General features: G+C 69.7%; 11 protein-coding genes. 3 read left to right on the plus strand and 8 right to left on the minus strand.

Features of this window, described 5'->3' with window-relative positions:
- Positions 1-11 precede the first annotated feature (11 nt).
- From ACFSXZ_RS31030 to eccD, 8 genes are all read right to left on the minus strand, one after another.
- Positions 12-326 carry a hypothetical protein gene (locus tag ACFSXZ_RS31030; RefSeq protein ID WP_378268999.1) on the minus strand — a complete coding sequence of 105 codons (315 nt, stop codon included), beginning with the start codon at positions 324-326 and terminating at the stop codon, positions 12-14.
- On the minus strand, positions 319-714 hold the full coding sequence (locus ACFSXZ_RS31035; RefSeq protein WP_378269000.1) for a YbaB/EbfC family nucleoid-associated protein: 396 nt from the start codon (positions 712-714) through the stop codon (positions 319-321). The genes ACFSXZ_RS31030 and ACFSXZ_RS31035 overlap by 8 nt, the downstream gene beginning before the upstream one ends.
- Positions 715-745: 31 nt before the next feature.
- Positions 746-3,094: a hypothetical protein gene (locus ACFSXZ_RS31040; RefSeq protein ID WP_378269001.1), complete on the minus strand. Its 2,349-nt coding sequence runs from the start codon at positions 3,092-3,094 to the stop codon at positions 746-748.
- 32 nt (positions 3,095-3,126) lie between these two features.
- A complete protein-coding gene (locus ACFSXZ_RS31045) occupies positions 3,127-4,821 on the minus strand; it encodes a hypothetical protein (protein ID WP_378269002.1) in 1,695 nt (564 codons plus the stop codon).
- Positions 4,822-4,979: 158 nt separating this feature from the next.
- Entirely contained in the window at positions 4,980-5,270 is a 291-nt protein-coding gene (locus ACFSXZ_RS31050) for a WXG100 family type VII secretion target (RefSeq protein WP_378269005.1), read from the minus strand.
- A gap of 30 nt (positions 5,271-5,300) precedes the next feature.
- Positions 5,301-5,597 (minus strand): hypothetical protein, encoded by a 297-nt coding sequence (locus tag ACFSXZ_RS31055; RefSeq protein WP_378269006.1) that lies wholly within the window; start codon positions 5,595-5,597, stop codon positions 5,301-5,303.
- Between the two features lie 24 nt (positions 5,598-5,621).
- Complete coding sequence (eccB, locus tag ACFSXZ_RS31060) at positions 5,622-6,962, minus strand: type VII secretion protein EccB (RefSeq protein WP_378269007.1); 1,341 nt, start codon at positions 6,960-6,962, stop codon at positions 5,622-5,624.
- Between the two features lie 59 nt (positions 6,963-7,021).
- Entirely contained in the window at positions 7,022-8,383 is a 1,362-nt protein-coding gene (gene eccD, locus ACFSXZ_RS31065) for a type VII secretion integral membrane protein EccD (RefSeq protein ID WP_378269009.1), read from the minus strand.
- Between the two features lie 280 nt (positions 8,384-8,663).
- On the opposite strand from eccD, the gene eccCa reads away from it, so the two are divergent.
- The 3 genes from eccCa (at position 8,664) to ACFSXZ_RS31080 (ending at position 14,437) form a co-directional block, all read left to right on the plus strand.
- Entirely contained in the window at positions 8,664-12,611 is a 3,948-nt protein-coding gene (gene eccCa / locus ACFSXZ_RS31070; RefSeq protein ID WP_378269010.1) for a type VII secretion protein EccCa, read from the plus strand.
- Positions 12,608-13,756 (plus strand): S8 family serine peptidase, encoded by a 1,149-nt coding sequence (locus ACFSXZ_RS31075; RefSeq protein ID WP_378269011.1) that lies wholly within the window; start codon positions 12,608-12,610, stop codon positions 13,754-13,756. The genes eccCa and ACFSXZ_RS31075 overlap by 4 nt, the downstream gene beginning before the upstream one ends.
- A gap of 174 nt (positions 13,757-13,930) precedes the next feature.
- On the plus strand, positions 13,931-14,437 hold the full coding sequence (locus ACFSXZ_RS31080; RefSeq protein ID WP_378269012.1) for a sigma-70 family RNA polymerase sigma factor: 507 nt from the start codon (positions 13,931-13,933) through the stop codon (positions 14,435-14,437).
- The last annotated feature ends 116 nt before the right edge of the window (positions 14,438-14,553 follow it).

Genomic DNA, 14,553 nt, shown 5'->3' on the forward strand with positions numbered 1-14,553 from the left:
CGTTGCTCCGTCTACCCTGAACTGGCCGCCTGGTTCGCGTCACTCTCGGCATCGGCGAAGGACCGTGCGGCCCTCGACGTCCGCACTCCCGATGTGCCGATGGCGTCGTTGAAAAGATTCAGGAAATCGACGCCGATTTGCTGGTTCGGCTTGTAGTTCTCGTCGAACTGCGCGCCCATCGTCCCGGTGCCGCCCGCGTACGCGCACGCCTGAATCGCGTTGAGCAGATCGGTCCTGATCTGTTGTGCCTGCTCCGCGATCCGCTCGAGGTCCACCCCGCCCGCTTTCAGGGCTTCGACGTCGACGTAGGTCCGGTCGTCACTCATCGTTTCCGCCCTTCGGGTTCGTGATGTCGGCGAGCATGTCGCTCAGGTCAGGGCCGTTTTCCAGGATCTGCTGGATGTCGACGCCTTCCGGCGCGACGCCCGCCGCCAGCCCGGTCACCGCCTTCATCGACTTGTCCTGCGCACGGGTGATCACGTCGACCACCTTCGCGGCGAACTCCTTGGGCGCGAGATCGCGCCAGCGGTTCCCGGAGAACGTCAGCTCGGTGAGCCGGCCACGGCTGTCCACCGTGGCCTTGATCATGCGGTCCTTGGTCGTCGCGCTCGCGGTGACCTCCCGCATCTCCCGGGCCGCCTCCGCCATGCGCTCCCGCTGTTCCCGCAGATTCGCGAGCATCGCGGCGATGTCGTTGTGCATGGAGTCGAACATCGCGCCCCACCTTTCTCCCGATAGTCGAAAATCAAGCGGATCCGGACGCTTCCGCGGACGCGGTGCCCCCGGTGGCTTCAGCCACTTCGGTGGCCCCAGTGCCTTCCTTGGTCGCGGTGGCTTCGGCACGCTTCTCCGGCGCCTTCCGCCGCGAGGCGGCCCGCACATGGACATGCTGGGGGGCCAACGGCTCGTCGGTCACCGGCTCGCCGTCCGGCCTGCCGATCACGCCGTTGCCGACCGCGTTCTCGATGCCCCAGACCTTTTCGTCCTCCGACAACCAGGTCTGGCGTTCCCGTTCGCGTTCCTTGGCGGCGCCGCCCATGCCCCCCATGGCGCCCATGCCCCCCATGCCGCCCATCATCGGCGGGATCATGGGCGGCATCACCGACGCGCCACCGGCCTGGTTCAGACCGGAAGTCAGGCCTTCATGGCCACCACCGGAACCGAGATCACCGGACCAGTCGGCCCAGCCCTCGCCCGAACCGCCGAGTGCGCCGCCGCTCGTGGCCGCTTCACCCGCGCCGGGTGCGCCACCGAATCCACCCGCCGCTCCACCCGCGCCCGGTGCCCCACCGAATCCACCGGCCGCTCCACCCGCGAAACCGCCCGCGCCACCGGCTGCGCCGCCCGGTCCCGGCGCACCCGCGGCGCCGCCTGGCGGGATGGACAAGCCGTTGTGGGTCAACGAGGGGAGTTCGGGTGCCGCGCCAGGAGGGGGTGGCACCCATCCCTCCGGCGTGGTGTTACCGCCGCTCTTGCCGCCCGGCGGCGGGACGAACAGGTTCTCACCGGTCGGTGGAGGCTCGTACCCGCTGTACTTGTTGTTCGTGCCGAGGGTGCCGTTCGGCGAGAGCGACGGGGTGAAGCCGCCGGGCGGATAGGGAAGCGGGCCGGCGTCGGAACCGCCGGGCGGTACGGCCAGGAAATTGTTCCCCGGACCACCCGGCGCGTTGGCCGGATTGTCGTTGCCACTGCCGTCCCCGCCCTGCGGGTTGAACGGGTTGTAACTGTCACTGCCGTTCGGGGGCGGACCGAAATCGCCACCGTCCCCACCCTGCGGGTTGAACGGATTGTAATGGTCACTACCGTCCGGAGGAGGACCGAAATCACCACCGTCTCCGCCCGGCGGAGCGTGGTAGTCACCGCCGCTGCCGCCCGGAGGGGGAAGAAGGGGAGGAGGATTGCCACCCGCGGAGCCCCCTCCCGACGGCGGTGGTGAGCCGAGCGTGGGCGGCTTGATGTCGTCGACCTTGGCCAGCGGCCCCCGGGCCTGTTCGTAAACCGCTTCGAGCTGGTTCAGCAAGTCGCGGGCCTTGGTATCGAGCGACTTCAACCGCATGATGGCGAAATCCCTTATCTTGGCGTTGAAGTCGTCCCAGGTCGCCTTGCTGCGCAGATCACCCTTGATCGGCGGAAATCCGGGCGGCGGTGTCGGCGCCTTCCCCATGTCATCGAAATTGAAGTACCCCCCGGGGCCGAGTACTTTCCCGACATGAGTCGCACCAGTGAATTGGTCTGTTTCCAGGTGGTCGACCCAGGCACCGCCCTCGTGTCCGTTGATCGTCGAGTCGAACCCGGCGAGCGTCTTGTTGATGTAGTCCTCGCCCCCCGCCTGGTTTCCGATGTAATGATTGAGAACGTATTGCGGTGTGCCGGCGATCAGCCCCATCCCCCAGATGTAACGGTGGATGCTGTCGGAGATGTACTGGGTTGCGTCGGTCACCGCGTTGTACAGATCGTTCCGGTGGTCGTACCACAGTTGGGCCAGCGAAGAGGCGACGTAGTAAAGCCACTCCGCGATCAGGGCCAGCATGGCGGAGGTGTCGGCGGGCGTCCGTTGCGTGATCTGGCCGTGCACGTCGTGCATCACGTGCCTGATCCGCTCGAGATTCTGCTGGATGGCGAACGCGGCCCGCCCCCGGAAAGCCGCATCCTGACTGTCCAGGGCGTTTATCCAGGACTGCAGGGTCTTCTCGTTCTGGTCGAGCCAGCTCGTGTACTGGTCGACGAGTGCCTTGACCTCCCACACCTGGCTGGTATCCATCGCGCCGAGCTTGCCTTGCGCCAGTTGCGGGATGAGAGCGTCGATTTCGTCCAGGGCCTTGGTCCACGTCGTGAAGGCCGGAGTGTTGATGTTGGCACCGTAAAAGAACTTCTGGAAAGCGCTGTAGTTGCCGAAGGTGGCCGTCGGCCAATCCTTGTCCGATTCGATGTGCGCCAGGAAGGAGCCGGCGTCCTTGTTCGAATCGGTCGGCGACAGCGGCGCTCTCAGGTCGTTACCCAAGCCGGTCAGGGCGACGAGAACCTGTTCGAAGGTCAACCTCGAATAGTCTCTGCCGTCCGGCAGCTTCAAGGTCGAATCATTGTTGTCAGGCATGGCCAGTCCCTCGATACCGTCTCGGAGAACCGCTAGTTCTTTCCGCCGGTCGACCCGCCACCGAACGCGCCGTACGCGCCTGGATTGGTTTGACCACCGCCGGTGTTGAGGTCCGGGAACTCGGTCACGAACGTGGTGAAGTCCATCTGGGCGAGATCGTTGGTGTCCTTGAAGACCATGGTCGCCAGAGTCAGCGCGTTACCCATCAGCGACAGGGCCACCCGCATTTTTTCGTTGACCCCCGCCACCGACTGGCCGAAATTCTTCGTCCAGGCGGCGACATCACCCGCCGGTCCCCAGTTCGAGTTCCCGGCGTGAACGGTCAGGTCGACGTCGAGTGCCATCGTCGGGGTACTCGCCGCATTCTTGGTCAGGCTGTCGTCCATGTCGTTCACCACGCCGGTCAGTTTCCGGTACTGGCCTTCGTCGAAGGTCAGGTTGCCGCCGCCCGAGGTCGCCTTGACGGGCGGAAGCCCCTTCTTGCCGCCGGTGTCACTTCCCTTGTCACCGGAACCGCTCCCCTGGCCACCGGTGTCACTTCCCTTGCCACCGGAACCATTTCCTTTGTCACCGGAGCCATTTCCTTTGTCACCGGAGCCGCCCGACCCGGTCTGTGGCGCGGGCACCGACTTGGTGAAACTGGCGGGGGACATCTTTTCCGGGACGACGAGCCTCCGCGCCAGAGGCTGCTGCGGTTCCGCACCCGGCGTGACGGGCGCCGGCTTGTCCTGAACCCTCTTCCCCGCCTGCATCAGCTGCGGTTGCGCACCCGGCGTGGGGGAAAGCGGCTTCCCCTCGACCGTCATCGCCGATTGCATCGGCTGCGGTTTTTCCGACTTGGAGAACGGCTTGAGCTGGTCCGCCGAGCTCGTCGTGTCCGGCGCGGTGGCCACCTGCACCGGTGAATCGTATTTCCCCGCCGTGCCGGTGTCCGGGGAACAAGTGTTCCCTGCCGTGGAATCCGGCGCGGCGTCGTGGCTTCCGTTCCCCGGTGGGGTGGTATCCGGCGATTGCTGCACCGACGGGTCCCCCTGCGCCGACGGGTCCCCCTGCTGCCCCGGGTCCGGCTGCGCGGCCTTGTCGTCACCCGTGCACTGACAGCAGCAACAGGAACCGTCGTGCCCGCCCACGGACGAGTTCGGCGCCACCGCGTCCGTTCTGGCGGTCGTCAGGATGTGGCCGGCGGGGTGTCCAATGTCGTCGGCCGGCGCCGTGGCGGCCACGACATGGTGGCCCATCGGTGTCTCGAGCGGTTGGGCGAGCTGGCCCGGCACGGCCGGAACCATCGCGGAATCCGACGCGGGAACCGAGGCGTGCAGGGGGTGCACCGGTACGGCCGCGGATTCCGCGGAATCCGCGGAAGGCATCACGGCATACGCGGGGTGCAGCGGTACGGCGTGGAGTGCCGCGGAATCCGGGACGGGAGCCGCCACGGCATGTGCGGTGTGCGCGGGTGCGCCGGGGCCCGGGGTGCCACCCGCGGCACGCATCGGCGTGCTCGGCGCGTCCGGTCCCGGTCCGAAGCCGTCCGCGACCGGTCCGGTGAACGGATGGTCGAGCGCCGGCCCCACGGGCTGCCCGAGGGGTTCTTCCACGACGCCGGGTGCCTCCGGTTCACCCGGCATCATCGGCGCCATCGGCACATACCCCGTCGAAGGCACGCACTCGGACGGCACCTGTGCGGGCTTCCTGGCCCTGGGCATCGGTCCCCGAAGCTGGGTGTCCATGACACGTCTCCTTTCCGCTGGCACACCGCGTCGCAAGCCCACGATGTCCTCGTGGACCCGCGGTCCGCGTTGATCAAGCCCGCGGCGGGATCACCGCCACGGTCACTTCCGCCGGGCCCGGGACGCCCGGGCCCGGCCTTCGACCGTCCACAACGGACTTACTGGATGAAGATCTTCGTGCCGGTGTAGTCGCCTTCCTTGAAGATCTCGTGCACGTCGATCGACCTGAGCGTGTCGGCGTTCAGCTTCGTTCTCATGTCCTCCATGCTGGCGTTCCAGGTCCGCTGCTGCTCCTCCCACAGCGGCGCGACCTTTCCGTGCACCGAGTCGGGAATGTTCCGCAGGGCCATGTTGAGGTCGTCGACCATTTGGCCGAGTTCGCTGACGGCCTTGTACAACTGCTCGTTCAGTTCGAGGAGACCATCGTGGTTGATGTCGAAGGAGGTCATGTTCGTCTGCCTTTCGGTGCTCGGGGTCGGTCAGCTCTGTTGCGCGGTGTGGGTCGACACGCCGCGGAGGACCTTCAAGTTGTCGTTGGCCTTGCCGTTGAGGTCGGTCAACGCACCGATGACCTGGTTGAAGTCCGCGGTCCAGTCACTGATCCGGGCGGCCAGCTTCTGTCCCGACGCGGAGTTGTTGACCACCGGCAAGGCCGCGGACATGGCCTGGACCTCGCTGTTGAGGTGATTCATGTTCTGGATCGCGGTCTCCGTCGCGTTGATCACCGCGATCAACGTGGAGTCGTCATATCCGTACTGTCCGTGCATGTCGTCCACGACAGTGCCTCCTTGTTTTCCGAACTATTGGATGACATCGAGCGGCGGCCCGGTCGGCAGCAGATCCAGCAGTTCGGCCGGCACCAGTTGTGCCGACCGCGCCGGAAATCCGAGCGCCTCGGCCGCGTCCTCACTCGCCACGGGGAACTTCGCCCCCGCTTCGGTGATGAGGTAGATCCCCGCGCCGGCGATCCCCGGCGCGGGACGGGTCCGGGCCAGGAAACCGCCGCCCGGGGCCACCTCGACCCGGTCGGCCACCCGGCCGTCGCGGGTGAGCCCCGCCTGGCCGCCGCTTTGGCCCGGTCCGTTCAACGGCGGAGCCGACACCAGGGACGCGGCGGTCCCGTCCCACCGCACACAGGGCATCCGCGAGCGCGTGTCCATCGGTGTGGGCGGCTGCGGCGGGAGTTGTGACTGCCACGGCGGAGCCGGCAGCACATGTTGCTTCGCCAGTTCGGCCGGGGTGGTGCGCAGCGGCGTGAGGCCACCGCGAGGGTCGGCACCCACCAGGGCCCCGACGGTCCCGCTGACCGGGATCAGGCCGCCGGGCGCGGCGGCGAACAGCTTGTCCCCCACCGCGTCGGGCACGGTGACCAGTTGCCCGGTCGTGGTCGGCGCCCCACCGACGAGGGGTCCCTGTCCGTCCCGGTCCAGCGGCGGCGCCCCGAGATCGGGACCGGCGGGAAGAGTGTTGAGCCAGGCGGCGTCGACCGCCATCGCGGTGGTCGGGTCCAGACCGAGCGCGCGCGGCACCCAGGCCTCGGTGATCCGCGACACGGTTCCCTGCCACACCAGGTAGAGCTGCTCGCCCACGCGGACCAGCAACGCTTCGCCGACGGCGGAGGGCCGGACATCCGGCATGACACCGACCGTCACGGCGACGGTGGGCCCGTCCTTGCCGGAACCCGCGCACACCGTCCACGGTTTGGCAGACCCGCCGGACACGGTGGGCAACGCGTCCGGGGCGCCGAGGATCCCGATCGGCGCGCCCTTGGGAATGCGCGCCAGGTCGCTGTCCCGGACCGAGGCGGTCGACGGGTTGCCGTGGACCAGCAGCCGGGCCGAGGCGTAGTTGAGCACCGGCCTCAGCACGTCGCCCAGCAGCAGGTAACGGTTTCCGTTGTCCTTGTCCACGATGAGCGTTCCCGGCTTGCGCCAGGAGTTCCCGCTGCCCATGCCGGTGAACAGCCCGATCGCCACGACCGCGGCGACGACGAGAATGGCGATGGCGACACCACCGAGCATCCCGGTGGAGGTCCGGCGCAACGGGCGTTCCGGCGCGTCCGGCTCGGCGCGCAGCACGGCCGCGACGAGCCTGCCGGCCAGGAACGCATGCGCGTCGGCCTGGTCACGCCTGTTGTACATCGCCAACCTCCCTTCTCTTCCGCACACGTGTCCGGTCGCGCGGACAGTTCACGAGGGCCTCACAGCCACGTACTCGCCCAGCCGTAGAGACCGGTCACCGCCAGCACGAGCGGCATGATCGCGAGCGCGCACGCCCAGTGGAGGATGTCGCCCCAGCGGCCCCAGCGCGGCACGAGACGGCGCCCGGGGAGCATCTGCGCGCCCGCGAGGCCGAGCCCGGCCAGTGCCAGCAGACCGACGAGTACGCACAGCCGTCCCAGCAACGGAAGAGCCATGCTCCAGCCCAGGGTGAGCGCGACCAGCGACGCCGCGGCGGGGACGAGCGCGGAAAGGCGGTGCCAGATCCCGGTGAACTCGCGTGCCTGCAACAGAAGCAGCACCGCGGTCACGCCTGCCAGCGTGCTCCGGTCCCATCGCGGCACCGGCGCGAGCACCAGCAGCGCGCTCGTGTTCACGGCGCCGAGCACCGCGAGGAACGCGGTGAGATGGACGTCGGCGAGCGCGGCGCGGTCGAGAACATCCTTGCTGGGAAACGGATCGAGACCCTGCTGGAACTCGTCCGGCGTGGTCGGGACCGGTTCCACGGACAAGCCGCCGAGCCAGGCGGCCAGTTGCGGCGCGAGTTTGGTGAGCGCGAGGCTCACGGCCATCACGACGGACGCCGTGGCGGGCGCGTCCAGTCCCGCCAGTACCGCCAGCAAGCCGCCCAGCGCGGTGAGCACGCCACCCGCGGCCAAGGCGAGGAAGACCGGCCGGGCCGAGCCGAGCAGCGCGCGGGCGAGGACGGCGGCCACCGCGACGGCCGTACCGGCGGTGAGCACGCCCGGACCGCCGGAGATCTCCGGCGGGGCCCCTCCGCTGGGCATCGCGAGCCCGGCGACACCGGCCGCCACCACCGCCACGGTGGCGACCGCGGCCGCGCCGCGCCGCTCTCCCGCCAGTTTGGCCAGCATCGCCGCGGCGGCCAGCAGCAGCAGGCTCAGGCCACCCGCGCCGCCCGCGATCATCGTTCCGGTCCCGGCGAGGGTGGTGATGAACACCGCGAGCAACCCGCACAGCGCCGCGACGACCAGGCAGGCCCGGCGGGTGAACGCGGGCCGCCACCGGTCGTTGCGCGCCGACAGTCCGGTGTGGACACCGTCGATGAGGTCGTCGAAATCGGCCAGCGGCAGTTGGTCGTCGCGGGGCCTCAGGTAGAGCACGTCGCCGTCGTAGAGCCCGGCCGCCGCGGCGCCGAGATCCTCGTCCAGCGGGACCTCGCCGAGCCGTTGCAGCACCCAGCCGTCGTGCGCCATGCCGGTGGTGGCCAGCGCCGGATCGAGATGCCCGAGCACGGTGGGCATGAGGTCGGCGATCGGCACGTGCGCCGGCACCGCCAGCTCGACCCGGGACGAGGGGCCCCAGATCGTGAGCCGGCACATCTCACCCGAACCGCCACCGGTGGCCGGTGGACTCGGAGCTGGTTTGGTGACCGCCATATTCCGTACACGCCGGACGCGGCGCCGGGAGTTCACTGGCCGGACGAGACGGCCGCCGGGGTGAAAAAGCCGTGCCGCCAAGGAACAAAGGGTGGGCGTAGGTGATCCGGTGACCGGCGGGAAACCCGGCATTACACCGGAATTCACGCATAAATGAACCGTGGAGGCCACCCGGCACCGTGTATTGGAGCGAGCAGAGGATCGACGAGGAGCGCTCGCGTAGATGACCACGACGTTGTTCCGCCGGCCGGCCAGGGAAAAGCCGCCGGAGATGCCGGCCGGGGAATTGTCCCTGCAGGAACCTCCGGCGTTGCCGGAATCCGTCGGCCGGGACTTCATGTCGGCGCTGATGATGCTGCCGATGATGCTCGGCAGCGGCGTGTTCATGCTGGTCTACCTCGGCCAGACCAAGCCGCTGCTGGGCCTGGGCATGTTCGGGCTGATGGCCGTGATGGCGGTCGGCATGTTCCTGACCCAGATGGCGCGCGGGGGCGCCGAGCGCCGTCAGCGCATGCGCGGAGAACGCCGTGACTATCTGCGTTACCTGGGACAGGTCCGGGCGCAGGTGCGCGCGGCGGCGGTGCAGCAGCGGGAAGCGCTGACCTGGCGTCACCCTGACCCGTCCGGGCTGTGGTCGGTGGCGATGACGGGACGCCTGTGGGAGCGACGGGCCTCGCACGCCGACTTCGCCGAGGTCCGCGTGGGCACCGGCCCGCAACGGCTGGCGCTGACCATGGGACCGCCCTCCAGCAAGCCGATCTCGGACCTGGAGCCGTTGTCGGCGCGGGCGCTGCGCCGGTTCACCAACGCCTACACCACGGTGGCGGGCCTGCCGACCGCGGTGTTCCTCCGTGGCTTCACCAAGGTGCGGTTCAGCGGGGACGAAGAGGCCATCCGCGGTGTGGTCCGGGCTCTGCTGGCCCAGCTCGTGATCTTTCATTCGCCGGAGGACCTGCGGGTGGTGTGCGCCGAATCCGGTCGCGTCCCGTTGTGGGACTGGGTGAAATGGCTGCCGCACGCGCAGCACCCGGTCGAACAGGACGGCGCGGGCCAGGTGCGGCTGCTGGCCGATGGGGTGGACGCGCTGACCGAACTGGTGGACGCCGAACTCGACGAGCGGGGCCGGTTCGAGCCCGCGGCCTCGCCGAGCCGCGAGGAGCCCTACGTGGTGATCGTGCTCGACGGGGTGACCGTGCCCGGTGAGTCGCGCCTGGCCGGTACGGGCTACCGCAACTCGATCGTGCTGGACCTTTCCGACGCGCTCGAAGGCAGCGTGGCCGGCAGTTCCGCGCTCCGGCTGGACGTCACGGCCGAGACGATCGAGATGGTGCGCACCGACCGCAACGGCCAGGAGATCCGGACCCTGCTGGGCGTGCCCGACCTGCTGAGCCTTCCCCGCGCGACCTCGCTGGCGCGGGTGATCTCGCCCTACCGGCTCGGCGGCACCTCCGAGGTCGCCGAGCCGATGGTCGGGGATTTCGAACTGCCGCGCCTGCTCGGGGTCGCCGACCTGGACACCTTCCAGCCGCAGACGCTCGCGCGGACCGCGCTGAACCGGGAGCGTTTCCGCATCCCGGTGGGCGTCGCCGAGGACGGCTCACCGGTCGAGCTCGACATCAAGGAGTCCGCGCAGGGCGGGATGGGCCCGCACGGGCTGCTCATCGGCGCCACCGGTTCGGGCAAGAGCGAACTCCTGCGCACGCTGGTGCTCGGCATGGCGATGACGCACTCCTCGGAGATCCTGAACTTCGTCCTGGTCGACTTCAAGGGAGGCGCCACCTTCCTTGGTCTGGACCAGTTGCCGCACACCTCCGCGGTGATCACGAACCTGGCCGACGAGGCGCCGCTGGTGGTGCGGATGCAGGACGCGCTCAACGGCGAGATGATGCGGCGGCAGGAACTGCTGCGCGCCTCGGGCAACTACAGTTCCCTGCTGGACTACGAAAAGGCCCGGCTGTCCGGAGCGCCGCTGGACCCCCTGCCGACGCTGTTCCTGGTGGTCGACGAGTTCAGCGAACTGCTGGCGTCCAACCCCGATTTCGGCGAGTTGTTCGTCATGATCGGCCGACTCGGCCGGTCACTCGGAGTGCACCTGCTGCTGGCCAGCCAGCGCATCGACGACGGCCGCATGCACAAGCTGGAAAGCCATCTGTCCTACCGGATCGGCCTGCGGACGTTCTCCGCGATGGAAAGCCGCGCGGTGATCGGTGTGCCGGACGCCTACCAGCTTCCCAGCGCGCCGGGCAACGGCTACCTGCGCAGTGACGTGGCGACCCTGATCCGGTTCAAGGCCGCCTACGTGTCCGGGCCGCATCGCCGCCGGACCCGCGAGCAACGGCAGGAGGAGGTTCGCCGTCAGGTCGTGCCCTTCGGCGTCGGACGGCTCGCCGCGCCCGCCGAACCCAAGGCCGAACAGGCCTCCGACACCCGGGAAACCGGCGAGTCGGTGCTTCAGGTCGCGGTCGAGCGGCTGGCCGGGTTCGGGCCGCCGGCGCACCAGGTGTGGCTGCCCCCGCTGGCCGATCCGCCCGCGCTGGACCAGCTTCTGCCACCGCTCATCCCGGACCCGCGACGGGGGCTCGTCGCGCTGGACTGGCCGGGCGCGGGGCGGCTCACGGTCCCGGTCGGCGTGGTGGACAAGCCGTTCGAACAGGCCCGGGACCTCTATCAGGTCGACCTGTCCGGACCCGGCGGGCACGTCGGCATCGCCGGCGGCCCGCAGTCGGGCAAGAGCACGCTGCTGCGCACCCTGATCACCGCGATCGCGCTCACCCACACCCCCGCCGAGGCGCAGTTCTACTGCCTGGATTTCGGCGGCGGCACCCTGGCCGTGCTGGAGAACCTGCCCCACGTCGGCGGCATCGCGGGACGGTTGCAGGCGGAACGAGTGGCCCGCACGGTCGCCGAGGTCCAGACCATCCTGCGGAGGCGGGAACGGGTCTTCGCCGAGCACCGGGTGGAGAGCATGGCCGCCTACCGGGAGCGCCGTGCGGCGGGCGAGTTCGCCGACGACCCGCACGGCGACCTGTTCATCGTCGTGGACGGCTGGGGCTCGCTGCGGACCGAATTCGAACAACAGGACCTCGCACTGCGCCAGCTCGCCCAGCGCGGCCTGTCCTACGGGGTGCATCTGGTGCTCACCACCAACCGGTGGTCCGACGTACACAGCGCGCTGCGCGACCAGCTCGGCACGCGGCTGGAACTGCGGCTCGGCGACGCGATCGACTCGGTGATCAACATGCGGAAGGCCGCGGAGGTGCCGCAGTCGCCCGGTCGCGGACTCACCCCCGACCAGACACACTTCCTCGCCGGAGTACCCCGGATCGACGGCGTCGCCGGCGTCGAGGACATCGCCGAGGCGACCACGGACTGCGTGCACGCGATCCGGGAAAGCTGGCCCGGACCCGCCGCGCCCGAGGTCCGGATGCTGCCGGCGGTGCTGCCCGTGGACGAGCTGCCCGCGCCCGGACCGGGCCCGAGGGTGGCGCTCGGCTCGGGCGAACTCGACCTGCAGCCGGTGTGGCACGACTTCGGCGATCGCCCGCACCTCACCGTGGTCGGCGACAGCGGCAGCGGCAAGACCGCGGCGCTGCGCCTGATCGCCCGCGCGATCACCCGGGTCCATCCCCCGGACCAGGCCAGGATCGTGGTGATCGACCCGCGCCGGACCCTGCTCGACTCGGTGCCGGAGGCCTACCGGCACGGGGTGGCGGTGTCCGGTCCCGCCGCGGCCCAGCTCATCCTCTCCGTCGCCGGGCCGCTCAAGGAACGCGTGCCCGGCACCGACATCTCCCCCAGCAGGCTCCGCAAACGGGACTGGTGGCAGGGCCCGGAGATCTTCATCCTGGTCGACGACTACGACCTGATCCTGGGCGCGCGGAGCGGGCCGCTCGATCCCCTCGTCGAACTGCTGCCACAGGCGGGAGACGTGGGCCTGCACGTGGTCCTCGCCCGCGCGGCCGCCGGGTCGGGCCGCAGCAGCATGGAACCGGTGATCCGGCGGTTGCAGGAGTCCAACACCCCCGAACTGGCGTTGTCCATGCCGCCCAACGAAATGCCGTTGCTCAACGGGGTGCGGGGCAAGCAGTTGCCGGCAGGCCGGGCGATCCTGGTCACCCGCCGCGACTCGACCGGTCTGCAGATCGGCTGGGTCGAGGAGACGACATCGTGACAAGACCGCGACCGCTCGCGGCGCTCGTCGTCCTGGCCGCGCTGGTGCTCGGCGTGCCGGTCCCGGCGAATGCGGCGGAGCCCACCGGCGCGTGCACGCCTCCGGCGGAACGCGCGGTGGACCACAAATCGTGGGCGCAGGTGCGCATGGCCGCTGACCGGGTGTGGCCGCTGACCAGGGGCGATGGCATCGTCGGAGTGGTCGACACCGGGGTCAGTGCCGCCGCGCCCGCCCTGGCGGGCGCGGTGCTGCCCGGCACCAACCTGGCCGGTGGCCGGGGTGACGACGACTGCTTCGGACGGGGAACGTTCATCGCGGGACTGATCGCGGCGCGCCCCGGCAGCGCGCCGTTCGCCGGGATCGCGCCCGGCATGCGGATTTTCCCGGTGCGGGTGACCGACGACCCACCCAAGATCATCGACCACGCCGCCCTGGCTCGCGCCATCGCGAACGGGATCCGGGCGTCGATGGACGCCGGTGCCCGGGTCGTCGCGGTCGGCCTGGTGGCCACGCTGGACGTACCCGAACTGCGGGACGCGGTGGCCGAGGCGGCACGGCGGGACGTGCTGGTCGTGGCGTCGGCCTCGGTGCCGAGGAAGGGGCAACTGGCCTTCCCCGCCAGGCTGCCCGGCGTGCTCGCGGTGGCTCCGCTCGGACGGAAGGGCCCGCTGTCCGATCCGGTGTACGGGGCGGATCCGGGCTTGGCCGCGCCCGCCGACGACCTCGTCAGCATCGCCCCGCGCGGCGCGGGTCAGCGCTCTGGGTCCGGTGCCGAACTCGCCGTGGCCTACGTCGCCGGCGCCGCGTCGCTCGTCCGCGCCTACCACTCGACGCTGTCCGCGCCCCAGGTCACCGCCCGCCTGCTCGCCACCGCGGACCAGCCGGCGAAACCCTTGCCGGACAAGCTGGTCGGGTACGGCGTGGTCGACCCGTTCGCGGCGGTCACCAAGATCCCCTCCACGGACGCGCCCAAACCGCCCGTAGCCGAGCACCTCGCACTGCCGGTGGTCAAGCAGCCGGACCGCGCGCCCGCTTACCGCGCGCTCGCCTTCGCCGGCGGTGCCGCCGCGCTCGGGCTGCTGATCGCCGGGCCGGTGCTGATGGCGGTGTCCGCGCGGCGCCGCGGCTCGTCCGGCGCGCCCTGACACGCCGGAGGAGGGTTATCCCTACCCGATCATGGACGGGACAGCCCGCCGGAATCAGCGGGACGGCACCCCGCGGGAGAGGGACAGACCCGACGACTTCGGCGGCTCCAGCGGACACGATGTCTGAGCGAAATCAACGTTCTCTCCCTCGAACGAAGCTGGAATTGGACCGAAATGCCTATCCTGGACGAAGTCATTCGGGCTCATGGCGCCGCCTTGCATTCCTACGCCTCCCGGCTGACCTCCGATCGGTATACCGCCGAGGACATCGTGCAGGAGACCTGGCTTAGAGCCTGGCGCAATGTCGACCGCCTCACCGAAGATCGCGGGTCGGTGCGCGCCTGGCTGATGCGGGTCGCCCACAACGTCGCCGTCGACCTCTATCGAAGCCGTCAGGCGCGGCCCACCGAGGTCGAACTGCCCGAGCAGGAACTGGAAAGCGTCGCGGTGATGCCGAGCCCGAGTGAGGAGGTGGAAACCCGCATCGTCGTCGGCAAGGTCCTGGACCACCTTTCCGCCGTGCACCGCGCGACCCTGGTGGAGGTCTATTTCGCCGACCGGACAGCGCTTTCCGCCGCGTCGGTGCTCGGCGTTCCGGTGGGCACGGTCAAGAGCAGGGTGCACAACGCCTTGCGCCTCATTCGCGAAGACCTGCGGGTCCCCCTGGCCGAGGCCGCCTGACGAGAGGTCACCCGCGCTCCTCCAGGCCTGCGACCAGGCTCGATCCACGCACCCCAGGCAAGTACTTGCCTCGACGGAAAGTGACATGGTACTTTCCTCTCAGGAAAGAGATTGCA

This window comes from Amycolatopsis pigmentata, from assembly GCF_042684065.1.
Taxonomy (GTDB): Bacteria; Actinomycetota; Actinomycetes; order Mycobacteriales; family Pseudonocardiaceae; genus Amycolatopsis_E; species Amycolatopsis_E pigmentata.